Here is a 21,617-nt window from a genome sequence, read left to right on the forward strand (position 1 = left end):
TGCGGAAGACGTCAGACGCGCAGCACCCGTTCGCCGCGGCCGATGCCGCTGGAGCCGGTGCGGACCGTCTCGAGGATGGCGCCGCGGTCGATCGCCTCCAGGAACGCGTCGTTCTTGCTCTGGTCGCCGGTCAGCTCGATGGTGTAGCTTTTCTCGGTGACGTCGATGATGCGGCCGCGGAAGATGTCGGCCATGCGCTTCATCTCCTCGCGCTCCTTGCCGACGGCGCGCACCTTGACCATCATGAGTTCGCGCTCGGTGTAGGCCCCTTCGGTGAGGTCCACCACCTTGACCACCTCGATCAGCCGGTTCAGGTGCTTGGTGATCTGCTCGATCACCTCGTCCGAGCCGGCGGTCTGGATGGTCATGCGCGACAGCGACGGGTCCTCCGTCGGCGCCACGGTCAGCGATTCGATGTTGTAGCCACGGGCCGAGAACAGGCCGACGACACGGGAAAGCGCGCCGGGTTCATTTTCCAGCAGCACTGCGATGATGTGTTTCATTGGGTCATTCCTCTTTTCGGTGCCCTCCCCGCCCGGCGGTAACCGGACGGCTTGGCAGCCAATAGATTAGTAACGGGGTGGAAACAAGGCCCGTGACCGGGCCCTGTCCTTGGGCTTACAGGTCTTCGGATCCCAGCAGCATCTCGGTGATGCCCTTGCCGGCCTTGACCATCGGGAACACGTTCTCGGTCGGGTCGGTGCGGAAGTCCATGAACACCGTGCGGTCCTTGAGCTTCCGCGCCTCGCGCAGGGCCGGCTCGACGTCGCGCGGGTTCTCGATCAGCATGCCGACGTGGCCATAGGCTTCGGCCAGCTTGACGAAGTTGGGCAGCGCGTCCATGTAGCTGTGGCTGTAGCGGCCCTCGTAATCGATCTCCTGCCACTGGCGCACCATGCCGAGGTAGCGGTTGTTCAGCGAGACGATCTTGATCGGCGTGTTGTACTGCAGGCAGGTCGACAGCTCCTGGATGCACATCTGCACCGAGCCTTCGCCGGTGATGCAGAACACCTCGCTGTCCGGCTTGGCCAGCTTGATGCCCATCGCATACGGAATGCCCACGCCCATGGTGCCCAGGCCGCCGGAATTGATCCAGCGGCGCGGCTCGTCGAAGCGGTAATACTGCGCCGCCCACATCTGGTGCTGGCCGACGTCGGAGGTGACGTAGGCGTCCGCGTCCTTGGTCATGTTCCACAGGGTTTCGACCACGTACTGCGGCTTGATCACCTCCGTGTTGGCGCGGTCGTAGCGCAGGCAATCCTTCTTGCGCCAGGTCTCGATCGTTTCCCACCAGGCCGCCAGCGCCGCCGGATCCGGCCGGGCGCTCGATTCGCGCACCATCCCGATCAGCTCGGTCAGCACGTCCTTGGTGTCGCCGACGATCGGGATGTCCACCTTCACGCGCTTGGAGATGCTCGACGGATCGATGTCGATGTGGATGATCTTGCGTTCGTTCTGCGCGAAGTGCTTGGGGTTGCCGATCACCCGGTCGTCGAAGCGCGCCCCAACCGCCAGCAGCACGTCGCAGTTCTGCATCGCGTTGTTGGCCTCGATGGTGCCGTGCATGCCCAGCATGCCCAGGAACTTGCGGTCGCTGGCCGGATAGGCGCCCAGGCCCATCAGCGTATTGGTGACCGGACAGCCCAGCAGGTCGACCAGCGTGCGCAGCTCCTGGGTCGCGTTGCCCAGGATCACGCCGCCACCGGTGTAGATGTACGGGCGCTTGGCGGCCAGCAGCAACTGCAGCGCCTTGCGGATCTGGCCGCCGTGGCCCTTGCGCACCGGGTTGTAGGAGCGCATTTCCACCTTGTCCGGATAGCCGGTGTAGGTGGTCTTGTTGAACGACACGTCCTTGGGGACGTCCACCACCACCGGGCCGGGGCGGCCGCTGCGGGCGATGTGGAAGGCCTTCTTCATCACGTCCGCCATGTCCCGCACGTCCTTGACCAGGAAGTTGTGCTTGACGATCGGGCGGGTGATGCCGACGGTGTCGCATTCCTGGAACGCATCCAGGCCGATGGCGGCGACCGGCACCTGGCCGGTGATGATCACCATCGGGATGCTGTCCATGTAGGCGGTGGCGATGCCGGTGACGGCATTGGTGACGCCGGGGCCGGAGGTGACCAGCGCCACGCCGACGTCGCCGGTGGCGCGGGCATAGCCGTCCGCCGCATGGACGGCGGCCTGCTCGTGCCTGACCAGCACGTGCTGGATGGTGTCCTGCTTGTAGAACGCGTCGTAGATGTGCAGGACGGCGCCGCCGGGGTAGCCCCAGACGTACTTGACGTTTTCGGCCTGCAGTGCCTTGACGAGGATTTCGGAACCGCGAAGTTCCTGGGATGCCGCGCCCGAGGCAGCGGCAGCCGACGTGAGTTCGGCTTTGGAGATTTCCATGATCAACCTTTGCGAATTTCTCTGACGAAAAACCTAGGGTGCCCCTTCACACGCTCTCGTGAAGCTGTGTCGGGACTTAGAACCCAGACCATGGACGCGCCTATCGCACGCCGGACCGGGGCTCGTTTGCCTTTTGACTTGCAGGCGGATTATCGCACTGCAGCAAACCGATCGCGAGTACCAGGGCGCCGCGATGCGATAATTTCCGGTTGCCGGGCCGCATCGCGCGCCCAGCGGCCCCCAAAACGAGACAAAACAGGCCCGATCCCTCGGGCCCCGATTCCTTGGCAACCGAACGAGAACTCTCCGATTTCCTCAAAAGCGTCGAAAAGCGGGCCTTCAAGCGCTCGGTTTATCACGTCAGGGACGAGGAGGCGGCGCTGGACATCGTGCAGGACAGCATGATGAAGCTGGCCGAGCACTACGGCGACAAGCCGCCCAACGAGCTGCCGATGCTGTTCCAGCGGATCCTGTCGAACTGCACGCTGGACTGGTTCCGGCGCCAGAAGACCCGCAACGCCCTGTTTTCCAACATGAGCGACTTCGAATCGGGCTCGGACGACGGGGATTTCGATTTGCTGGAAACTTATGCCTCATCCGACAGCTCACAGCAGGTGGAGAGTGCCGAGGACTCGACACGCCGGGCCCAGGTCTTGCGTGAAATCGAGGCGGAGATCCAGGAATTGCCGGGCCGTCAACGCGAAGCCTTCCTGATGCGTTATTGGGAGGATATGGACGTGGCCGAAACGGCGGCGGCCATGGGTTGCTCGGAAGGCAGTGTCAAGACGCACTGCTCCCGGGCCGTCCAGGCCCTCAGTAAAGCACTGAAGGCAAAGGGAATACAATTATGAACACCACGCAACACCAAAACGCTTCCCGGGCCCAGGATGGGTTCGGCCGGCAGGTTGCTGCCCGCCTGACGCTTGGAACGGCCGAGCTGCCTTACGACATCACCGAACGGCTGCGGGCCGCCCGCACGCAGGCCATGGCCAAGCGCAAGCTGGTCTCGGCCCAGCCGGCCCCGGTAGTTGCCGCTTCCGGCGGCGGCACCGCCACGCTCGGCTTCGGCGACGAAGGCGTCAGCTGGTGGAACCGCATCGCTTCGGCGCTGCCGCTGCTGGTACTGGCCGTCGGCCTGGTGACGATCCACGTGGTGCAGAACGAGCGGCGCGCCAGCGAGGTGGCGGAAGTGGACGCCGCCATCCTGACCGACGACCTGCCGCCGGCCGCCTATGCCGATCCGGGGTTCACGCAATTCCTCAAGACCAGCGGCACCGAATAACGCCCGCCCCCATGCGCGTTCCCTTCGCAACGCCCGTCCCCAGGCCTGAGCCGCTTCCGACGGGCGTTTCGCTTCTGGCCGTCGTCTGCTGCCTGGTGGCGTTGGCCGCCGCCGGTCCCGGCCATGCGCAGGGGCCGTTGCCGGCCGACGGCACCGGCGCGATGGGCGCCGGCCCGGCCCGCTCGGCCTCCGCCGCCCGCCCGTCGTCCGCCGCCCTGCGCAGCGCCAGATCCCCCACCAGCCCGCTCTGGACGGAGCTGACGCCGCCCCAGCAACAGGCGCTGGCACCGCTGGCGACCATCTGGCCGACCATCAGCGAAGCCCAGAAGCGCAAGTGGCTGGTGATCTCGCAGCGCTACGCCCGGCTGCCGCAGTCGGAGCAGGCCAAGCTTTACAGCCGGATGACCGAGTGGGTCGCGCTCAGCCCGCAGCAGCGGATCCAGGCCCGGTTGAACTTCGCCGAGAGCAAGCAACTGTCGGCCGACGACAAGAAGGCCAAGTGGGAGGAGTACAAGGCGCTCCCGCCCGAGGAGAAGCGCAAGCTAGCCGCCGGCGCCGCTTCGGCCGCCAAGCCGCCCGCCACGGCCGCCGCCGTGAAACCGGTGCCGTCCCAGAAGCTGGCCATCGTGCCCCGCACTGGGGACGCCAAGCCACCCCGCATCGCGGCGGCACCCAATCAGGTGGACCACAACACGCTGCTGCCCCAGCCGGTCCCGCCGGCCCAACCTGCCGCCAGCAATTGAGCCCGACGGATTCGCTGATGGCGCCGACGCTGGTGCGCCGGCTTGCATGCATGCTCTACGAAAGCACCCTGGTGTTCGGCATCGCGGTCGGCGCCGGCCTGTTGTTCAGCATCCCGGCCGGCATGCGCAGCGGAATGGACGAGCGCCGCCCGCTGTTCCTTGCGTTCATCGTGGTGGTGCTGGGCATCTACTTCGTCTGGTGCTGGGTGCGCGGGCAGACGCTGGCGATGAAGACCTGGGGCATCCGCGTGGTCGACCGTCATGGCCGGCCGCTCGGCCAGCTGCGGGCGCTGTTCCGCTACGCCTGCTGCTGGCTCTGGGTGCTGCCGCCGCTGGCCGTCGTCGCCCCGATGAAAATGTCGGCCGGCGGCATGTTCGGCGCGCTCCTGGGCTGGATCGCGCTGCTGGCGCTGGCCAGCAACTTCCATCCGCAGCGCCAGTTCTGGCACGACGAACTGGCGGGCACCCGCCTGATCCCGGCGCCGACCGCGGGCAAATGACAATCGCATCCATGTCGATCCCACCCCAAGACCTGCCGGACACCCAGGCCCAGAAGCAGCGGGTCGGGCTGGTCCGCCTCTGGCATGCGGTCGGCCACTCGCTGTCGGGCCTGCGCAGCGCCTGGACCGAGGCGGCTTTCCGGCTGGAAGTGATCGCCGCCATCGTGCTGCTGCCGGCCAGCGTGTGGCTGGCCCGCAGCTGGGTGGAAGCGGCGCTGCTGGCCGGCTCGGTGGTGATCGTGATGGTGGTGGAACTGCTCAACACCGGCATCGAGGCGGCGGTCGACCGCATCGGCCCGGAATGGCATGCGCTGTCCAAGCGCGCCAAGGACATCGGCAGCGCCGCGGTGCTGCTCAGCGCCCTGCTGTGCGGCGCCATCTGGCTGGCGGCCCTGTGGACGCGGTTCGGCCCATGAAGCAGCCCTTCTCCGTCTGCGTCTACTGCGGCTCGCGCACCGGCGAAACGCCGGCCTTCGTCGAGGCGGCCCGCGCCGTCGGCCACTGGATCGGCAGCAACCAGGCCCAGCTGGTCTACGGCGGTGGCAACAACGGCCTGATGGGGGTGGTGGCGGACGCCACGCTGGAGAGCGGCGGCCGGGTGGTCGGCGTCATTCCCAAGGCGCTGGTGGAGCGGGAATTCGCCAAACTCGATTGCACCGAGCTGCACGTGGTGGACACGATGCACGACCGCAAGCGGATGATGGCCGAACGGGCCGACGCCTTCCTGGCGCTGCCCGGCGGAATCGGCACCTTCGAGGAACTGTTCGAGGTGTGGACCTGGCGCCAGCTGGGCTACCACGACAAGCCGATCGGGCTGCTCGATGCCCAGGGCTATTTCGGGCCGCTGCTGACCTTCCTGCGTTCCAGCGTGGCCCATGGATTCATGAACGAATGGCAGATGGGCCTGTTGCGCGTGGACAGCGATCCCGCCGCACTGCTGGCCCAGCTGGCCCAAAACAGCGGAAATAGTTCCGGGCTGGCCGACCTGCGTGAGATCTGAGAACCTGGCGGCGCCCGGCGGGCGGTCGGCGTCCCTATACTGACGAGCAGAAAGATGCCGCCGCGCGTGCCATGCGGCAGACCCAACTTCAATGACAGCGCAGGAGAAAGCCGGGCGGCTCAGCCGCCTGTATGCCGTCGCCAGCGGCATCAACGAAGCGATTGTGCGCATCCCCGAGGAAGGACGCCTGTTCGAGGAGGCGTGCCGGATCGCGGTGGAAAAAGGCGGCCTGATGATGGCCTGGGTCGGCCTGGCGCACGAAGGCAGCGACATCCTGTCGGTGGCCGCGCGCTGGGGCAAGGATGACGGCTACCTGGACCTGGCGCCGGTCCACGCCTCGATCGACCGGCCGCAGGGCCTGGGGCCGGGCGGGCTCGCCTTCCGCAGCGGCCGGCCGGCGGTGTGCAACGACATCGCCAGCGACCTGCAATACTTCGCGTCGCGCAAGGAAGCGCTGGCGCGCGGCTACCGCAGCTGCGCGGCGGTGCCGCTGACGATCCAGGGCAAGCCGATCGGCATCTTCGTGGTCTACGCCGCGGTCCCGGTGTATTTCGACGAACAGGAGCTGGCCCTGCTCAGCACGCTGGCCGACAACTTCTCCTTCGCCACCGAATCGCGCCGCAACAACCGGGCGCTGCGCGAGAGCGAGTCGCGGCTGCGCGCGGTGATCGACAACGAGCCGCAGTGCGTTGCCACCATTTCCACCGACGGCCGGCTGCTGGCGGTCAATCCGGCGGGCTTGCGCACGCTGCAGGCGACGACGGCGGAGGCGGTGATCGGCCGGCCGGTGGACCAGTTCGTGCATCCGGACGACCTGGCGGGCTACCGGGAGATGCTCGCCGGGGCGGCCGGCGGCACCGGCGGCAGCGCCCAGATGCGTGTCGTCGGCGCGCAAGGCGACGTGCGCTGGCTCGACATCCACCTGGTTCCGCTGCGCTCGCACGACGGCAGTGTCGGCTCGGTGTTGAGCGTGTCGCATGACGTCACCCAGGAACGGGCGACCCTGGCCCGGCTGGAGCAGAGCGGGATCGAAATCACGCAGCTGGCCGAGCGCCTGGGCACCACGCTGGACAGCATCACCGACGCGATCGTGACGGTGGACCGCGACTGGACCATCACCTTCGTCAACCGCGAGGCCGAGCGCGTGCTGCAGCGCCCGCGCGCGCAGCTGGTGGGCGCTGCCATTGGGAAAGAATTTCCGCAGGGGCGCGGGACGGCTTTCGAGACGCAATACCGGGCGGCGCTGGCGCAGCGGCGGACGGTGGAATTCGAGGAGTTCTTCGAGCCGCTGCAGGCCTGGCTGGAGCTGCGCGTCTATCCCTCGCCCCAGGGCGGCCTGACGATCTACTTTCGCGACGTGACCGAGCGGCGCCGTTCGCGGGTGGAAATCACCGAGCTCAACGCGCGGCTGGAGCAGCGGGTGCGCGAGCGCACGTCCCAGCTCGAGGTGGCGAACCACGAACTGGGGGCCTTTTCCTACTCGGTGGCGCACGACCTGCGGGCGCCCCTGGCGGCCATCGGCGGCTTCAGCCAGGCGCTGGAGCACGAACTGGCGGCCGGCCCGGGCACCAGCGACCGCTGCCGGCACTACCTGGACCGGATGCGCGCCGGCCTGCGCCAGACCCACGAGATGATCGACGCGCTGCTGGCGCTGGCGCAGCTGTCGCAGGCGGAATTGCGCTGGGAAGAGGTGGACCTGGCGCCGATGGCGCGCACGGCTTTCGACAACCTGGGCGCGCAGCAGCCCGGGTCGGCGACGCTGGACGTGCAGCCGTCGCTGCCGGCGCGCGGCGATCCGCGGCTGCTGCAACTGGTGCTGGACAACCTGGTGGGCAACGCCTGGAAATTCAGCGGGAACCGCAGCGACGCGCTGATCAGCGTCGGCAGCGAACCGGGCAAGGACGGCGAAACCGTCTTCTTCGTCCGGGACAACGGGGTCGGCTTCGACATGGAATACGCCGGCAAGCTGTTCGGCGCCTTCCAGCGGATGCACTCGCAGGCCGAGTTCCCGGGCACCGGGGTGGGGCTGGCCAATGTGTGGCGGATCGTGACCCGGCACGGCGGCCGGGTCTGGGCCTGCGCCGCACCCGGCGAAGGAGCGACCTTCTACTTCACGCTGGGCGAGTTCCCCGCCCCCTGAGCCGGCGCGCTCAGACCGCCGATTCGTCGGTCTCGCCGGTGCGGATGCGCACCACCCGCTCCACGCTGGTGACGAAGATCTTGCCGTCGCCGATCTTGCCGGTGCGGGCCGCGCGGACGATCTCGTCGACGCAGCGCTCGACGTCGTCGTCCTTCACCACCACTTCCACCTTCACCTTGGGCAGGAAGTCGACCACGTACTCGGCGCCCCGGTACAGCTCGGTGTGGCCCTTCTGGCGGCCGAAACCCTTGACTTCCGTCACGGTCAGCCCGGTGACGCCGCATTCGGCCAGGGCCTCGCGCACTTCCTCCAGCTTGAACGGCTTGACGATGGCGGTGATCTGTTTCATGGTGTTTCCTGTCGAGTCTCAGGGACCGAATTTACCAGTGATCGGGTATCTCCAGTCTTTCCCGAAGCTGCGGTGGGTGACGCGGATGCCCACCGGCGCCTGTCGGCGCTTGTATTCATTGATCCGGATCAGCCTGGCGACGCGTTCCACCACCGCGCGCTCGAAGCCCTCGGCCACGATCTGCTCCACGCCCTGGTCGTCCTCCATGTAGCGCTGCAGGATCGCGTCCAGGATCTCGTAGGGCGGCAGGCTGTCCTGGTCGGTCTGGTCGGGCCGCAGCTCCGCGCTCGGCGGGCGCGTGATGATGCGCTCCGGAATCGGGTTGCTGCCGGTGCCGTACGGATCGTGGATGTTGCGCCATCTCGCCAGCCGGAACACCACCGTCTTGAGCACGTCCTTGATGACGGCGAAGCCGCCGGCCATGTCGCCGTACAGCGTGCAGTAGCCGGTGGCCATCTCGCTCTTGTTGCCGGTGGTCAGCACGATGGAGCCGAACTTGTTGGACAGCGCCATCAGGATCACGCCGCGGATGCGGGCCTGGATGTTCTCCTCGGTGGTGTCCTCGGCCAGCCCCTGGAACTCGCCGGCCAGCGAGCGCTTGAAGGCCTCGAACTCGGGCACGATGGAAATCTCGTCGTAGCGCACGCCCAGCCGTGCCGCCATGTCGCGCGCGTCGATCCAGGAGATGTCGGCCGTGTAAGGCGAAGGCATCATCAGGGCCCGCACCTTGTCGCGCCCCAGGGCGTCGACCGCGATCGCCAGCACCAGCGCCGAGTCGATGCCGCCCGACAGGCCCAGGATCACGCCGGGAAAGCCGTTCTTGCCGACGTAGTCGCGCACGCCCAGCACCAGCGCGTCCCACAGGTCCGCCTCCAGTGCGCGGTCGGGCGTGATGTGGCCGCTCAGGCGCAGCGGCCTGGCGCCGCCGCCTTCCACCTGCAGGCAGAACAGGTCTTCCCGGAACTCGGGCGCGCGGCCCGCCAGCGCGCCGTCGGCATTGACGGCGAAGGAGCCGCCGTCGAACACCACTTCGTCCTGCCCGCCCACCAGGTGGGCGTAGGCCAGCGGCAGGCCGACCGATAGGGCGCGCGCCGCCATGCGCGCAATGCGCTCGCCGCCCTTGCCGGCATGGAAGGGCGAGGCATTGATCACCGCCAGCAGTTCGGCCCCGGCCTCCTTGGCCAGCTGCGCCGGCTCGTCGAACCACGCGTCTTCGCAGATCAGCAGGCCGACGTTGACGCCTTCCACCTGGAACACGCACACGCCCTGCCCCGGCGTGAAATAGCGGCGCTCGTCGAACACCTGGTAGTTGGGCAGTTCGCGCTTGGCATAGGTTTCCAGGATCTTGCCGTTGCCGATGACGCTGGCTGCATTGAAGCGCCGCTGCACGGCCACCGACTTGCTGCGGATGTCGCCGCCGGTGGGATGGCCCACCACCACGTGCAGGTCCTTTAACCCGGCCAGCTCGCGGGCCACCGTTTTCACGGCATCATCACAGGCCGCGATGAAGGCCGGCCGCAGGAACAGGTCCTCGGCCGCATAGCCGCAGATCGACAGTTCGGGCGTGAGCACCAGCCGGGCTCCCTGCGCGTAGGCCGTGCGCGCCGCGGCGATGATCTTCTGCGCATTGCCCGGCATGTCGCCGACCAGGAAATTGAGTTGGGCAATACAGAGTTTGAGGGCCATGGCGCAGTGAAAAGAAGCTCGAACGATTATGTCACCCGGGTGTTGAACTCGCCGCTGGACATCGGCGCCGACCAGTGGAACCGGCTGCTGGCGGCGCAGCAGGCGCCGACGCCCTTCATGCGCCACGAATACCTGGCGGCGCTGGACCAGAGCGAGAGCGCGCGGCCGAAGACCGGCTGGACTCCGCGCTTCGTCACACTCTGGCGCGGCGACCAGCTGCAGGCTGCGTGCGCGCTTTACCGCAAGGCGCATTCCTATGGCGAGTACGTGTTCGACTGGGCGTGGGCCAACGCCTACGAGCAGCACGGGCTGGCGTACTACCCGAAGGCGCTGGCGGCGGTGCCGTTCACGCCGGTGCCCGGTTCGCGCCTGCTGGCGGTCGATGCGCCGGCCCGGCTGGCCCTGCTCCAGGCGGTCCTCGGCTGGTGCGCGCAGGAGAAGCAGTCGTCGTTCCACCTGCTGTTCGCCGCGCCGGACGACGTTGCCGCGTGCGAGGCGGCCGGGCTGATGCTGCGCCACACCGTGCAGTTCCACTGGACCCAGGCTGCTGACACGCCCTGGACCACGTTCGACGATTTCCTGGCCAGCCTGGCGCAGGAAAAGCGCAAGAAGATCCGGCAGGAGCGGCGCAAGGTGGCCGAGGCCGGCGTGACATTCCGCCACAGCCGCGGCGCCGCGATCAGCGAGAAGGACTGGAACTTCTTCTACCGCTGCTACGAGCGGACCTATTACGAGCACGGCAACGCGCCCTACCTCACCCGCGATTTCTTCCGTCGCATGGCCAGCACCATGCCGGAGAACTGGCTCTTGTTCGTGGCCGAGCGCGCCGGCAAGCCATTGGCCACCAGCCTGATCGCGCTCGATTCGGCGCCGTCGCCGGGAGCAAGCCCGGCCGCGTACGGGCGCTACTGGGGCGCGCTGGAGCGGGTGGACTGCCTGCACTTCGAGGCCTGCTACTACCAGCCGCTGCAATGGTGCATCGAGAACGGCTTCGGCCGCTTCGAGGGCGGCGCCCAGGGCGAGCACAAGATGGCGCGGGCGCTGATGCCGGTGAAGACGACCAGCTGCCACTGGCTGGCGCACCCGGCCTTCGCCGATGCGGTGGAGCGCTTCCTCGAGAAAGAAGGCAAGGGGATCGAGAACTACCTCGAGCACCTCGACGAGCGCAGCCCGTTCCGGCGCAGCGAGGCCTGAGTCAGCGCGCCTTGCGCGGCGGCTTGGCGCTGCCGGTGACGCGCGGCGGCAGGCCGGTGTGCTGCGTCAGCATCCGGCCCTTGACCGGGCTCGACGGCTTCAGGGCCACCGGCGCCGCGGTGGAGTTCTTGCGGCGCGCGCTGGTGTAGCCGCCATCGGTGAGCGGCTGGAAGGTCGGGATCAGGTGGTGCTTGCCGTTGCCGATCAGGTCGGCCCGGCCCATCGCCTTGAGCGCCTCGCGCAGCAGCGGCCAGTTGTTGGCGTCGTGGTAGCGCAGGAAGGCCTTGTGCAGCCGGCGCCGCTTCTCGCCGCGCACGATGTCGACGCTGTCCTCCGGCGTCGCCTCGCGCCGCACCTTGCGCAGCGTGTTGCGGCCGCTGTGGTACATCGCGGTGGCGGTGGCCATCGGGCTGGGATAGAAGGTCTGCACCTGGTCGGCGCGAAAGCCGTTCTTCTTGAGCCACAGCGCGAGGTTCATCATGTCCTCGTCGCTGGTGCCCGGATGCGCCGCGATGAAGTACGGGATCAGGTACTGCTTCTTGCCGGCCTCGGCGCTGTACTTCTCGAACATCGCCTTGAACTTGTCGTAGCTGCCGATGCCGGGCTTCATCATCCGGGTCAGCGGCCCCTGCTCGGTGTGCTCGGGCGCGATCTTCAGGTAGCCGCCGACGTGGTGCTGCACCAGTTCCTTGACGTATTCGGGCGACTGCACCGCCAGGTCGTAGCGCAGGCCCGAGCCGATCAGGATCTTCTTGACGCCCTTCAATGCCCGCGCGCGGCGGTACATGTGGATCAGCGCGCTGTGGTCGGTGTTGAGGTTCGAGCAGATGCCCGGATAGACGCAGCTGGGCTTGCGGCAGGCGGACTCGATCTCCGGGCTCTTGCAGCCGATGCGGTACATGTTGGCGGTCGGCCCGCCCAGGTCGGAGATCACGCCGGTGAAGGCCGGGATCTTGTCGCGGATCTCCTCGATCTCGCGGATGACCGAATCTTCGCTGCGGCTCTGGATGATCCGGCCCTCGTGCTCGGTGATCGAGCAGAAGGTGCAGCCGCCGAAGCAGCCGCGCATGATGTTCACGCTGAAGCGGATCATCTCCCAGGCCGGGATCTTGGTCGCGTGCTCGTGGCTGCCGTTCTCGTCGGCGTAGGCCGGGTGCGGGCTGCGCGCATAGGGCAGGCCGAACACGTGGTCCATCTCCGCGGTCGTCAGCGGAATCGGCGGCGGGTTCAGCCAGACGTCGCGATCGCCGTGCGCCTGCACCAGCGCCCGCGCGTTGCCGGGGTTGGTTTCCAGGTGCAGCACGCGGTTGGCGTGGGCATAGAGCACCGGATCGCTCTTGACCTGCTCGTACGACGGCAGCCGGATCACGGTGCGGTCGCGCGGCGGCACCTTGAGCTTGACCTTGGGATTGGGCACGAAGGTCAGCGGAATCTCCACCGTTCGGGAGCCTGTCGAAGGGCTCGCCCCGGCTTCGACAAGCTCAGCCCGAACGGTCGAATCCTCTTTCGAACAGGTCGTGCCCTGCGCCTGCGCCTGCTCGGAGGTGGTCTGGTACGGATTGATGTGGTCTTCCACCCGCCCCGGCTGGTCGACCTCGGTCGAATCGATCTGGAACCAGCCTTCCGGCTTGGCGCGCTGGAAGAATGCGGTGCCGCGCACGTCGGTGATCTCGTGGACCGGCTCCTTGGCCGCAAGGCGGTGGGCGATCTCGACGATGGCCCGCTCCGCGTTGCCGTACAGCAGCAGGTCGCACTTGGAGTCGGTGACGATCGAACGGCGCACCTTGTCGGACCAGTAGTCGTAGTGCGCGATCCGGCGCAGGCTGCCCTCGATGCCGCCCAGCACGATCGGCACGTCCTTGTACGCCTCGCGGCAGCGCTGGCTGTAGACGATGGCCGCGCGGTCGGGCCGCTTGCCGCCGACGTCGCCCGGCGTGTAGGCGTCGTCGCTGCGGATCTTGCGGTCCGCCGTGTAGCGGTTGATCATCGAATCCATGTTGCCGGCGGTGACGCCGAAGAACAGGTTCGGCTTGCCCAGCGCCTTGAACGGGTCGGCGCTCTGCCAATCCGGCTGGGCGATGATGCCCACCCGGAAGCCCTGCGCTTCCAGCACCCGGCCGATGACAGCCATGCCGAAGCTCGGATGGTCGACGTAGGCGTCGCCGGTGACGACGATGATGTCGCAGCTGTCCCAGCCAAGCGCGTCCATCTCCTTGCGGCTCATCGGCAGGAACGGCGCCGTGCCGAAGCGGCTCGCCCAGTACTTGCGGTAGCTGGTGAGCGGCTTGGCGGCGCGCGCGAAAAAGGAAACGTCGACTGGGGCGTTCATCGGGCTCTTTGGGGGGAACCCGCCATTTTAGGCGCTGGGGACCCCGAATGGCCCGCTTGTGGGTATTGACCGCCCTTATCGCTGCGGGCGGTCGCCGCGCGGCTCGTGGCCCGGAGCCCGGGCCGGCCCCGGCGCACGGGGCGGCGGCCCGGGACGGTGCGGCGCGCCCAGGGGCGGATGGGCGCCGATCGGTGCCGCCGGCTGCGGCAGCCTGGGATGCTCGGGACGGACACCGTGCGGCGGCGGGAACGGCCGCGGCAGTGGCGCCGGCCGCAGGTGCGGGCGATGGATCCAGCGGTCGCGGTCGCCGTACCAGGGCCGCCCGCGGTAATAGTCGTGCCAGTAGTCGTTGATGACGAAGCCCAGCACGCCGATGCCGATCACGGCGCCGTAGGTGAGCACCGGAACGCGCGCGCCCTGGTACGGGTAGCTGATGTTCCCCGCATAGACCCAGCCGCGATTGGGCCCGGCCAGCACGTCGCACCAGCTGTAGTTGGGCAGGCAGCCCTGGACCTGCAATTCGACGCCGGCGGGCACGATCGCAACCACCGGGTAGTCGCGGGCCGGCCCGGCCCGCAGGTGGATGTCCTTGGCGGCGAAAGCCAGCCAGCCCTGCGCCTGGGCAGCGCCGGCCAGCACGGTCAGGGCCAACGCGGCGATCGACGATCGGAACAACTGCGTCATGGAGAACCTCCTGCGCCAATCTAGCAAGCGGTCCGGCCGGGCCGCTTGATCCGCGTCAAGCGCGGGGCCCGCGCGGGCCTGGGCTCAGGCGCCGGCGTGTTCGATCAACCGGTCCAGCATGGCGCCGAGCTGCCTGCGCTCGCTGCTGCTGAGGCAGCCGAAGATCTCTTCGTTGCGGCGGGCGATCAGCTCCATCACGCGCCGCCACAGCCGGCGCCCGGCCGGTGTCAGCGCCAGCAGCACGCCGCGGCCGTCGGCTGCATTGGCCTGCTTGCTGACCAGCCCCCGCTCGACCAGCGCCTGGGCGGCGCGGCTGGCCGGCCCCTTGTGCAGGTTGGCCCGCGCCGCCAGCTCCACCACCGACAGCGCATCGAAATGCCCGATGGCTGCCAGGCAGCGCGCCTCGCCGACCGGCAGGCCGAACTCGCTCGCATAGGCGTCGCTGCTGACGCGGTCGGTGAGCTTGCCGACCTGGTGCAACCGGTAGCTCAGGAAGCGGTCCAGGGCCGGCGGTTCAGCGGCTGCCATCGGCGTCCCCGGCCAGCTGCGCCCGCGCCCGTGCGATCAGCGGCAGCACCTCGTCGGCGCTGCCGGCGCGCGCCATCAGCGACAGGCAGAGCATCGACAGCAACAGCGGCGCTGCCCCCTCGCCCGCGTCGGCCAGCGCCGCCGCCAGCGCGCTGTAGCTGCGGTCCAGGTCGGCATCGGTCATGGCGTGATTCCCTTCTGTTCCAGCGCGGCCAGCACCGGGGCCGGATCGATGCCGCGCCAGCGGCCCATCACGTAGCCGTCGGGCCGCACCAGCACCAGCGCCTGCGCGGCGGCGCCATCCAGGCCGTAGCGCTGGCGCGCCTGCCCGTGCACGTCGGCTTCGGCCGGGATGTCCAGCACGCCGATGCCGGCCTGCGACAGTTCGGCCACCGCCTCGGGCAGCGCGGCGTCGCAGAACACCAGGCAGACGAAGTCCTTGCCGAAGGCCTGGCTCAGGTGGAAGGGACCGCGCGCGCCCTCCAGCAAGGCCTCGGGCGCAGGCTGGCCGGGCGCGGCCAGCCCGCTCGTCCAGTCGCCCGCCTGCGGTACGTTCAGCGGCGACGACTGGTATGAAACCGGCGCCGACTGCCGCGGGTTGATCAGCGGACGCACCTTCTCGTCGGCCACCGCCAGCCGCAGCGTCGCTTCGCGCAGCAGCCGGAAGGCGAAGTCGGGCGGCGCCATGAACTCGGTGCTCTTGGCGCCGTAGGCGATGTTCTCGCGCGCCGCCTGCACCCGCTCCACCGAATAGGAATCGAGCAGCCCCTGCTGCGCCTCGCCGCGCAGCACGGCGGCCAGCTTCCACGCCAGGTTGCCGGCGTCGTCCAGGCCGGAGTTGAGCCCCCGCACGCCGAAGATCGGCACCAGGTGGGCGGCGTCGCCGGCGAACAGCACGCGGCCGTGGCGGTAGCCGGCCAGCGTCAGGCACTTGGCGTTGTAGATCGAGATCCACAGCGCTTCCCACGGCTCGTGCTCGCCGATCATGGCCAGGTGGCTCTGCACCCGCGGCAGCACGTTTTCCGGCTTGATCGCCTCGGCCGGGTCCTCGTCGTCGCGCACCTGGTAGTCGATCCGCCAGACGTCGTCCGGCTGCCGGTGCATCAGCAGCGTGGAGCCGGGGTTGGACGGCGGGTCGAACCAGGCCAGCCGCTCGACCGGCCGCCTGGTCTTCTGCACGATGTCGACGATGACGTAGCGGCCCTCGTACTGCGTGCCTTCCAGCTGCAGCCCGAGCTGCTCGCGCACGGTGCTGCGGCCGCCGTCGCAGGCCACCAGGTAGTCGCAGCGCACCTCCTGCACGCCCTGCGCCGTGCGGACCTGCGCGACCACGCCGTCGCCCTCCTCGCGCACCGCCTCCACCCGGCTGGACCAGCGCACGTCGGCCAGCGCCGGCTGGCCCTGCATCGCCTGGTGGACGAACTCCTCGACGTAGAACTGCTGGATGTTGAGCATCGGCGCGAAGCGCTGGGTCGGCTCCGACGGCATCTGGAAGTGCAGCACCTCGGTGTCGCGCCAGTAGCTGCGCCCGCCGGTCCAGGGCAGGCCCTTGGCCACCAGCGCATCGGCGGCGCCGGCCCAGCCGAGGATTTCCTGCGAGCGGCGCGACATGCAGATGGCGCGGCTGCCGCTGCAATAGCCTTCGTCCGCCTCCACCACCAGGCTGGCGATGCCCTGGCGCGCCAGCAGCGCGGCCAGCGTGAGGCCGACCGGCCCCCCGCCGGCGATCAGGACGGGGACGCGGTCGGGAAAGGCGGTGTCGGCAGGCATGGCGATATCTGGTTGCGGACGCAACGATATCGCAAACTGGTTGCGGGCGCAACCATCGGAGCGCCCACGGGGAACGTTACATGCGCCGGCGCAGCTGGCCGCGGATCTCGCCGCCCGGGAAGCGCGCCGAATGCAGGTTGACGTAGTACAGGCCGGCCGCCAGGTCGGCGTACTGCGCCGGCGTCAGGGTCGCCTCGCCGGTCACCGGCTGGGCGTTGAGGTCGCCCGGGAACGGCACGACGACGCCGGCGTTCTGCCCCATCGGCGCCGGACCGTGGATGTGGCCGGCGCTGGCCGGGCCGGTCAGGCCGGTGTAGGTGATCTTCCAGGTGAGCCGGTTGGCGTTCTCGTTGAACTGCACTTCGGCCATGCCGCTGCCGCTGGAGGTGTTGGGCGGCACTTCCTGCGATCCGCTCATGGTGGTCTCGAAGATCTGGATCTTCTGCGAGGGGCGCATCTGGCCGCAGCCGGCCAGCGTCAGCGTGACGAGGCCGGCGGCAAGCGCGGTGCGCAGGAAGGTGTGGCGGTTCAGCATGGTCGTTCTCCTGTTGGGCCCTGGATCGGCAGCCATTGTGAGTACGGCGCCCGCGGCGTGTCTGTAGGACGCGCCCGACAACCCGCCCGCCGCGGCGAACCCTTCAGCTCGGCGCGGTCTTGTCGTCGCGCGGGCTCCCTTCGGCGCCGGAAGGCGCAGCAGGATTGAGCTCCGGCACCGTGCTGCCGGCCGGCGGCTCCTGCTGGACCGCCTCGCCCAGCGTGGTGTGGGTGGGGTCGCCGTCGTGGTTTTCGTTGCCGCCCGACGCCGGGCCGCGGCCGATGCTGGTATTGCTCATGTCTGGTCCTGTCCGTCTTGTTCACCCCACTTTAGGCGCTGGCGCGGCCGGCGGCTGTAGGACCGGCCCCGATAAACTGGCCGCGCCACTGGACATTGGAGACAACATGCCGACCTTCACCACCCTGCGGATCGAGCCCGATCCCGGCCATCCGCGCATCGCCCGGCTGCTGTTGGACCGGCCGGAGAAGCTCAATGCCATCAACGACCAGACGCCCGGGGAGCTCCGCGCCGCCGTCGAGTGGGCCAATGCGAACGAGGAGATCCACGTGATCGTGGTGGAGGGGGCGGGCAAGGGCTTTTGCGGCGGCTACGACCTGACCCAGTTCGGCCAGGGTGAGATCGACCACCCCTGCCAGCAGGAGCGCCAGCCCTGGGATCCGATGCAGGACTACGCCTTCATGAAGCGCAACACCGAGGACTTCATGAGCCTGTGGCGCAGCCCCAAGCCGACCATCGCCAAGGTCCACGGCCATGCCGCCGCCGGCGGCAGCGACATCGCGCTGTGCTGCGACCTGCTGCTGATGGCCGACGACGCGCGCATCGGCTACATGCCCACCCGCGTGTGGGGCTGCCCCACCACGGCGATGTGGACCTACCGCCTCGGCCCGGCGCGCGCCAAGCAGCTGATGTTCACCGGCGACACCATCGACGGCCGCACCGCCGCCCAGTGGGGGCTGGCCAACGAGTGCGTCCCGGCCGCCGAACTGGAGGCCGCGACGCTGAAGCTGGCGGCGCGCATCGCCGGCGTGCCGCGCAGCCACCTGGCCATGCACAAGATGGTGGTCAACCAGGTGATGCTGGCGATGGGCCTGGAGCAGAGCCAGCAGCTGGCGACGGTGTTCGACGGCATCACCCGCCACAACCCGGAGGGCATGTGGTTCCGCCGCTATGCGCAGGCCGAGGGATTCAAGGCCGCAGTGCAGTGGCGCGACAGCGGCAAGCCGATTCCCGAGGGCGACGAAGCCCGGGCGCTGGTGCGCGAGATGGAGGCGCGTGCCCAGGCGGAAAAGCCGAAGCCTTGAAGCGCGACGGTGCCGCATCAAGCTGTAAACGGCTCAGGCACGGTCCTACGGCCGGCGCCGCTTTCTGTCCGACAGTCCCCGGCCGGCCGGATGCCTAGATTGGTTCCGTGGCCAGCAATACCGCCGGCCGCATCCACTCTTAGCTAGGAGAGACAGATGGCGCAGCAGAACAACCAGGGCAATCAGGGCAAGCAGTCCGGCAGCCAGTCGGGTGACAGCAGCACCCAGGGCAGCGGCCAGCGCCGCGACCAGCAGGACCAGGCGTCCTCGGCCCAGGCCCAGCAGGGCAGCGACCGCGGCCAGCGCAACGAGGAATCGGCCTCGGGCATGGAAGGCCGGCAGGAGCGCGATTCCCAGCAGCAGCAGGGCCAGGGCCGCGGCCAGGCCAGCGGCCAGGACCAGGACCAGGACGACGACAGCACCCGCGGCACCAGCCAGTCGGCCAGCCAGAGCCGCGCAGGCCAGCAGGACCAGGGCGCCGGCAAGGGCAAGCAGAACGACAAGCGCTGAGCGCCTCGCGCAGCAACAAGGCGGGCCGCGAACGCGGGCCCGCTTTTTTGTTGGAAGATCGCAAGATGATCGACGCCCAGCCGGCTCATCCCGAGCCCAACCAAGTCCTCGCCTTCTGGCGGCAGGCGGGTCCTGCCAAGTGGTTCAAGAAGGATCCCGCGTTCGATGCCGAATTTCGCGAGCGCTTCATCAACGGCCACGAGGCGGCTGCGCGTGGCGACCTGGACGGCTGGGCCGGCCGGGCCGACGGTGCCCTGGCGCTGCTGATCCTGCTGGACCAGTTTCCGCGCAACGCGTTCCGCGGCACCGAGCGGATGTTCGCCAGCGACGCCCGCGCATTGCGGATCGCCCGGCAGGCGATCGCGGCCGGCCAGGACCAGCAGGTCGAGGCCGACCTGCGCAACTTCTTCTACCTGCCGCTGATGCATTCCGAAGCACTGGAGGACCAGCAGCAATCCGTGCTGCTGACCGAGCCGCTGGGGGCAGATCCGCACCGCTACGCGCTCATGCACCGCGACATCGTCGAGCGCTTCGGCCGCTTTCCGCACCGCAACGCGATCCTGGGCCGCAGCACCACGCCGGCCGAGCAGGCCTTTCTCGACCAGGGCGGATTCGCCGGCTAGCCCGTCAGGCGCGTGGCGTCTTGGCGGCCGCAGCCTTGCGCACGGCCGGCTTCTTCGCTGCGGCCTTGGGCGCGGACGCTTTCTTCGCTGCGGCCTTGCCGGTTTTCGCCAGGTCCAGCTCCACCCAGGTCGGGGCGTGGTCGCTGGCGCCTTCCTGGCCACGCACCCAGGCATCGACGCCCGCCGCCTGCAACGCCGGTGCCAGTTGCGCGTTCAGCAGCAGGTGGTCGATCCGCAGTCCCGAATTGCGCTGCCAGTGCTGGCGGAAATAGTCCCAGAAGGTGTAGACCTGCGCGTCCGGATGCAGGCGGCGGATCGAGTCGATCCACCCCTGCTGCAGCAAGCGCTGGTAGCGTTCGCGGCTTTCCGGCTGCAGCAGCGCGTCCTTGCGCCAGGACTTGGGGTTGTAGATGTCGAAGTCGGTCGGCACCACGTTGTAGTCGCCCGCCATCACGACCGGATGCCCGGACTGGTACAGGCCGGCCGCGTGTTCGATCAGGCGGTCGAACCACGCCAGCTTGTAGTCGAACTTGGGGCCGGGCTGCGGATTGCCGTTGGGCAGGTACAGGCAGGCGACCACGATGCCGTCCACCGCCGCCTCGAGATAGCGGCTGTGGTCGTCCGCGGGATCGCCGGGCAGTTCCCGGCGGATCTCCACCGGCGGCGCGCCCCGGGCCAGGATCGCCACGCCGTTCCAGGAGCGCTGCCCCTTCCACAGGGCGTGGTAGCCGGCCTGCTGCAGTTCGGCCTGCGGAAAGCCCGTGTCCAGGGCCTTGAGTTCCTGCAGGCAGACCACGTCGGGCCGCTCGCGCTCCAGCCACTCCAGCAGCCGGGGCAGGCGCGACTTGATGCCGTTGACGTTGTAGGTGGCGATCTTCATGGGCGGCCCGCGCGCTCGCCCGTGGCGAGGGGCTTCAACCCCCGAACAGCGAGGCGGCGAACGATCCCCGCTGCGCTGCCCTGCGGGGCTGTTCCGCGGGGAAGCGGCCCGATGCGCTGGCCGCGCGGGCCTGCGCCTCCGACTGCTCCATGCAGTAATCCATCAGCTGGTTGTTTTCGGTGGCGCGGTCGAACACCCGGTCGACGCCGAGCACCAGGCACCGGCTCTTCTGCAGCGGATCCGCGCTCGCCGTCCAGACCACCACCCGCTGATGCGGCTGGCGCCGCGTCAGCGCCTGCAGCACGCCGTAGCCGGAGCCGCCGGTGCCCAGGTGCAGGTCGACGATCGCCAGGTCCCAGTCGTTGGCCGAATCGGTCAGCCACGACACGGCGGTGCGCTCGTCACCGGCATAGCCGACCGTCGTGACCCCGGCCAGTTCGGCCAGGCCTTCGACGAGCGCGGCCCGCACCGGCGCGTTGTCCTCCACCACGAAACCTCGAAACATTGATTCGTCCTCGATCGCCAGGCGCACCCGGTCGCCTGCTTCCCAGCAATGTGTCGCAGGGACCGTCGGCGCGCTGTAGGACGGCACCGTCAGTTCATGCTTGTCGCGGTCAGGCGATGCAGCGATCCTTGGCGCGATCAAGCAGGCGGCCCAGTTCGTTTTCCGCCGCCACCGCGGAGCGTGCCTCCACCCGGGTCCAGGCCGAGCGGATCGGCTCGATCGCCTCCTCCCAGGTCAGCCGCGAGTCGCCCTTGATCCGCACGAAATTGGCGCACAGCGACTTCTCGGCGTCTTCGAAGCGGCCGCCGTATTGGGCGCAGCCGCTGTAGCCCACGCAGAACGCCGGTGCGTAATCCTCGTAGTCGTAGTCGGCGCGGAAGTACGGTTCCTTCCAGTAGTTGCGGGCCCAGTACAGGTCCTCCACCTGCGCCGAATACTGGCGCAACGCTGCCTCCTGCGGCTCGGCGGCCAGCGCCTCGAGCTCGTATCCGCCTGCATCTGCGAAAGCCATCTGCTTGTTCTCCCAACGGTGCTTCCCGGAACCGGCCCCGCGCCGGCTCCGTCTGGAAACAATGGTCGCCGGGCGACTGCGGGCCGCGCGTAGGACGGTCCACCCGGCAGCGTGTCGGAGGGCATGTGCAGG

25 protein-coding genes are annotated in these 21,617 nt (G+C 68.8%); 11 read left to right on the plus strand and 14 right to left on the minus strand.

Annotated features, from left to right (window positions below; genetic code table 11):
- Nucleotides 1–11 precede the first annotated feature (11 nt).
- Together ilvN and ACFPOE_RS07410 are read right to left on the minus strand one after the other, a co-directional pair.
- The gene (gene ilvN / locus ACFPOE_RS07405) at nt 12–503 is read right to left on the minus strand and encodes an acetolactate synthase small subunit (RefSeq protein ID WP_376849395.1); all 492 of its coding nucleotides are present in this window, start codon (nt 501–503) and stop codon (nt 12–14) included.
- A gap of 115 nt (nt 504–618) precedes the next feature.
- On the minus strand, nt 619–2,394 hold the full coding sequence (locus ACFPOE_RS07410; RefSeq protein WP_376849396.1) for an acetolactate synthase 3 catalytic subunit: 1,776 nt from the start codon (nt 2,392–2,394) through the stop codon (nt 619–621).
- Between the two features lie 284 nt (nt 2,395–2,678).
- On the opposite strand from ACFPOE_RS07410, the gene ACFPOE_RS07415 reads away from it, so the two are divergent.
- The 7 genes from ACFPOE_RS07415 (at nt 2,679) to ACFPOE_RS07445 (ending at nt 8,059) form a co-directional block, all read left to right on the plus strand.
- Nucleotides 2,679–3,245 carry an RNA polymerase sigma factor gene (locus tag ACFPOE_RS07415; protein WP_376850619.1) on the plus strand — a complete coding sequence of 189 codons (567 nt, stop codon included), beginning with the start codon at nt 2,679–2,681 and terminating at the stop codon, nt 3,243–3,245.
- The gene (locus tag ACFPOE_RS07420) at nt 3,242–3,676 is read left to right on the plus strand and encodes a DUF3619 family protein (RefSeq protein ID WP_376849398.1); all 435 of its coding nucleotides are present in this window, start codon (nt 3,242–3,244) and stop codon (nt 3,674–3,676) included. Before ACFPOE_RS07415 ends, ACFPOE_RS07420 begins: the two co-directional genes overlap by 4 nt.
- 95 nt (nt 3,677–3,771) lie before the next feature.
- Nucleotides 3,772–4,419, plus strand: a complete 648-nt coding sequence (locus ACFPOE_RS07425) for a DUF3106 domain-containing protein (protein WP_376849400.1) — start codon at nt 3,772–3,774, stop codon at nt 4,417–4,419.
- Entirely contained in the window at nt 4,416–4,919 is a 504-nt protein-coding gene (locus ACFPOE_RS07430; protein WP_376849401.1) for an RDD family protein, read from the plus strand. The genes ACFPOE_RS07425 and ACFPOE_RS07430 overlap by 4 nt, the downstream gene beginning before the upstream one ends.
- Nucleotides 4,920–4,930: 11 nt before the next feature.
- Nucleotides 4,931–5,335, plus strand: a complete 405-nt coding sequence (locus ACFPOE_RS07435) for a diacylglycerol kinase (protein WP_376849402.1) — start codon at nt 4,931–4,933, stop codon at nt 5,333–5,335.
- The gene (locus tag ACFPOE_RS07440) at nt 5,332–5,919 is read left to right on the plus strand and encodes an LOG family protein (protein WP_376849403.1); all 588 of its coding nucleotides are present in this window, start codon (nt 5,332–5,334) and stop codon (nt 5,917–5,919) included. Before ACFPOE_RS07435 ends, ACFPOE_RS07440 begins: the two co-directional genes overlap by 4 nt.
- A gap of 91 nt (nt 5,920–6,010) precedes the next feature.
- On the plus strand, nt 6,011–8,059 hold the full coding sequence (locus ACFPOE_RS07445; protein WP_376849405.1) for a PAS domain-containing protein: 2,049 nt from the start codon (nt 6,011–6,013) through the stop codon (nt 8,057–8,059).
- A gap of 10 nt (nt 8,060–8,069) precedes the next feature.
- Here ACFPOE_RS07445 and ACFPOE_RS07450 read toward each other — a convergent pair whose 3' ends face one another.
- Both ACFPOE_RS07450 and ACFPOE_RS07455 read right to left on the minus strand, forming a co-directional pair.
- Nucleotides 8,070–8,408 carry a P-II family nitrogen regulator gene (locus ACFPOE_RS07450; protein WP_376849406.1) on the minus strand — a complete coding sequence of 113 codons (339 nt, stop codon included), beginning with the start codon at nt 8,406–8,408 and terminating at the stop codon, nt 8,070–8,072.
- Nucleotides 8,409–8,426: 18 nt separating this feature from the next.
- Nucleotides 8,427–10,094: an NAD+ synthase gene (locus tag ACFPOE_RS07455; RefSeq protein ID WP_376849407.1), complete on the minus strand. Its 1,668-nt coding sequence runs from the start codon at nt 10,092–10,094 to the stop codon at nt 8,427–8,429.
- Nucleotides 10,095–10,100: 6 nt separating this feature from the next.
- On the opposite strand from ACFPOE_RS07455, the gene ACFPOE_RS07460 reads away from it, so the two are divergent.
- Nucleotides 10,101–11,288 carry a GNAT family N-acetyltransferase gene (locus ACFPOE_RS07460; protein ID WP_376849408.1) on the plus strand — a complete coding sequence of 396 codons (1,188 nt, stop codon included), beginning with the start codon at nt 10,101–10,103 and terminating at the stop codon, nt 11,286–11,288.
- Between the two features lies 1 nt (nt 11,289).
- Here ACFPOE_RS07460 and ACFPOE_RS07465 read toward each other — a convergent pair whose 3' ends face one another.
- The 7 genes from ACFPOE_RS07465 to ACFPOE_RS07495 form a co-directional block, all read right to left on the minus strand.
- Nucleotides 11,290–13,617 (minus strand): YgiQ family radical SAM protein, encoded by a 2,328-nt coding sequence (locus ACFPOE_RS07465; protein WP_376849409.1) that lies wholly within the window; start codon nt 13,615–13,617, stop codon nt 11,290–11,292.
- Between the two features lie 75 nt (nt 13,618–13,692).
- Nucleotides 13,693–14,301: an SH3 domain-containing protein gene (locus ACFPOE_RS07470; protein WP_376849410.1), complete on the minus strand. Its 609-nt coding sequence runs from the start codon at nt 14,299–14,301 to the stop codon at nt 13,693–13,695.
- A gap of 84 nt (nt 14,302–14,385) precedes the next feature.
- Nucleotides 14,386–14,829, minus strand: a complete 444-nt coding sequence (locus ACFPOE_RS07475) for a MarR family winged helix-turn-helix transcriptional regulator (protein ID WP_376849412.1) — start codon at nt 14,827–14,829, stop codon at nt 14,386–14,388.
- On the minus strand, nt 14,816–15,013 hold the full coding sequence (locus ACFPOE_RS07480; RefSeq protein WP_376849414.1) for a hypothetical protein: 198 nt from the start codon (nt 15,011–15,013) through the stop codon (nt 14,816–14,818). The genes ACFPOE_RS07475 and ACFPOE_RS07480 overlap by 14 nt, the downstream gene beginning before the upstream one ends.
- Complete coding sequence (locus tag ACFPOE_RS07485; RefSeq protein ID WP_376849415.1) at nt 15,010–16,599, minus strand: FAD-dependent oxidoreductase; 1,590 nt, start codon at nt 16,597–16,599, stop codon at nt 15,010–15,012. The genes ACFPOE_RS07480 and ACFPOE_RS07485 overlap by 4 nt, the downstream gene beginning before the upstream one ends.
- Nucleotides 16,600–16,675: 76 nt before the next feature.
- Complete coding sequence (locus tag ACFPOE_RS07490) at nt 16,676–17,134, minus strand: CHRD domain-containing protein (protein ID WP_376849417.1); 459 nt, start codon at nt 17,132–17,134, stop codon at nt 16,676–16,678.
- A 103-nt stretch (nt 17,135–17,237) separates the two neighbouring features.
- Nucleotides 17,238–17,432, minus strand: coding sequence for a hypothetical protein (locus ACFPOE_RS07495; protein ID WP_376849418.1), 195 nt, complete (start codon nt 17,430–17,432; stop codon nt 17,238–17,240).
- Between the two features lie 106 nt (nt 17,433–17,538).
- Between ACFPOE_RS07495 and ACFPOE_RS07500 the strand changes: the two genes are divergently transcribed.
- The 3 genes from ACFPOE_RS07500 to ACFPOE_RS07510 all read left to right on the plus strand — a co-directional run bounded on the left by ACFPOE_RS07500 (nt 17,539) and on the right by ACFPOE_RS07510 (nt 19,589).
- Entirely contained in the window at nt 17,539–18,456 is a 918-nt protein-coding gene (locus tag ACFPOE_RS07500) for a crotonase/enoyl-CoA hydratase family protein (protein ID WP_376849420.1), read from the plus strand.
- Between the two features lie 156 nt (nt 18,457–18,612).
- Nucleotides 18,613–18,966 carry a hypothetical protein gene (locus ACFPOE_RS07505; RefSeq protein ID WP_376849421.1) on the plus strand — a complete coding sequence of 118 codons (354 nt, stop codon included), beginning with the start codon at nt 18,613–18,615 and terminating at the stop codon, nt 18,964–18,966.
- Between the two features lie 65 nt (nt 18,967–19,031).
- The gene (locus tag ACFPOE_RS07510) at nt 19,032–19,589 is read left to right on the plus strand and encodes a DUF924 family protein (protein ID WP_376849422.1); all 558 of its coding nucleotides are present in this window, start codon (nt 19,032–19,034) and stop codon (nt 19,587–19,589) included.
- Between the two features lie 4 nt (nt 19,590–19,593).
- Here ACFPOE_RS07510 and xth read toward each other — a convergent pair whose 3' ends face one another.
- The 3 genes from xth to ACFPOE_RS07525 all read right to left on the minus strand — a co-directional run bounded on the left by xth (nt 19,594) and on the right by ACFPOE_RS07525 (nt 21,485).
- Entirely contained in the window at nt 19,594–20,469 is an 876-nt protein-coding gene (xth, locus tag ACFPOE_RS07515; RefSeq protein WP_376849423.1) for an exodeoxyribonuclease III, read from the minus strand.
- A gap of 34 nt (nt 20,470–20,503) precedes the next feature.
- On the minus strand, nt 20,504–20,974 hold the full coding sequence (locus ACFPOE_RS07520) for a response regulator (RefSeq protein ID WP_376849424.1): 471 nt from the start codon (nt 20,972–20,974) through the stop codon (nt 20,504–20,506).
- Nucleotides 20,975–21,083: 109 nt separating this feature from the next.
- A complete protein-coding gene (locus ACFPOE_RS07525; RefSeq protein ID WP_376849425.1) occupies nt 21,084–21,485 on the minus strand; it encodes a hypothetical protein in 402 nt (133 codons plus the stop codon).
- Nucleotides 21,486–21,617 lie beyond the last annotated feature (132 nt).

This window comes from Caenimonas terrae (genome assembly GCF_042655405.1).
Taxonomy (GTDB): Bacteria; Pseudomonadota; Gammaproteobacteria; order Burkholderiales; family Burkholderiaceae_C; genus Ramlibacter; species Ramlibacter terrae_A.

Coding starts and splice junctions, on each gene's coding strand:
- ACFPOE_RS07480 (WP_376849414.1), bottom strand. CDS start 15,013: ATGACCGATGCCGACCTGGACCGCAGCTACAGCGCGCTGGCGGCGGCG.
- ACFPOE_RS07470 (WP_376849410.1), bottom strand. CDS start 14,301: ATGACGCAGTTGTTCCGATCGTCGATCGCCGCGTTGGCCCTGACCGTG.
- xth (WP_376849423.1), bottom strand. CDS start 20,469: ATGAAGATCGCCACCTACAACGTCAACGGCATCAAGTCGCGCCTGCCC.
- ACFPOE_RS07510 (WP_376849422.1), top strand. CDS start 19,032: ATGATCGACGCCCAGCCGGCTCATCCCGAGCCCAACCAAGTCCTCGCC.
- ACFPOE_RS07500 (WP_376849420.1), top strand. CDS start 17,539: ATGCCGACCTTCACCACCCTGCGGATCGAGCCCGATCCCGGCCATCCG.
- ACFPOE_RS07465 (WP_376849409.1), bottom strand. CDS start 13,617: ATGAACGCCCCAGTCGACGTTTCCTTTTTCGCGCGCGCCGCCAAGCCG.
- ACFPOE_RS07520 (WP_376849424.1), bottom strand. CDS start 20,974: ATGTTTCGAGGTTTCGTGGTGGAGGACAACGCGCCGGTGCGGGCCGCG.
- ACFPOE_RS07505 (WP_376849421.1), top strand. CDS start 18,613: ATGGCGCAGCAGAACAACCAGGGCAATCAGGGCAAGCAGTCCGGCAGC.
- ACFPOE_RS07420 (WP_376849398.1), top strand. CDS start 3,242: ATGAACACCACGCAACACCAAAACGCTTCCCGGGCCCAGGATGGGTTC.
- ACFPOE_RS07490 (WP_376849417.1), bottom strand. CDS start 17,134: ATGCTGAACCGCCACACCTTCCTGCGCACCGCGCTTGCCGCCGGCCTC.
- ACFPOE_RS07475 (WP_376849412.1), bottom strand. CDS start 14,829: ATGGCAGCCGCTGAACCGCCGGCCCTGGACCGCTTCCTGAGCTACCGG.
- ACFPOE_RS07525 (WP_376849425.1), bottom strand. CDS start 21,485: ATGGCTTTCGCAGATGCAGGCGGATACGAGCTCGAGGCGCTGGCCGCC.
- ACFPOE_RS07445 (WP_376849405.1), top strand. CDS start 6,011: ATGACAGCGCAGGAGAAAGCCGGGCGGCTCAGCCGCCTGTATGCCGTC.
- ACFPOE_RS07435 (WP_376849402.1), top strand. CDS start 4,931: ATGTCGATCCCACCCCAAGACCTGCCGGACACCCAGGCCCAGAAGCAG.
- ACFPOE_RS07410 (WP_376849396.1), bottom strand. CDS start 2,394: ATGGAAATCTCCAAAGCCGAACTCACGTCGGCTGCCGCTGCCTCGGGC.
- ACFPOE_RS07440 (WP_376849403.1), top strand. CDS start 5,332: ATGAAGCAGCCCTTCTCCGTCTGCGTCTACTGCGGCTCGCGCACCGGC.
- ACFPOE_RS07485 (WP_376849415.1), bottom strand. CDS start 16,599: ATGCCTGCCGACACCGCCTTTCCCGACCGCGTCCCCGTCCTGATCGCC.
- ACFPOE_RS07495 (WP_376849418.1), bottom strand. CDS start 17,432: ATGAGCAATACCAGCATCGGCCGCGGCCCGGCGTCGGGCGGCAACGAA.
- ilvN (WP_376849395.1), bottom strand. CDS start 503: ATGAAACACATCATCGCAGTGCTGCTGGAAAATGAACCCGGCGCGCTT.
- ACFPOE_RS07450 (WP_376849406.1), bottom strand. CDS start 8,408: ATGAAACAGATCACCGCCATCGTCAAGCCGTTCAAGCTGGAGGAAGTG.
- ACFPOE_RS07455 (WP_376849407.1), bottom strand. CDS start 10,094: ATGGCCCTCAAACTCTGTATTGCCCAACTCAATTTCCTGGTCGGCGAC.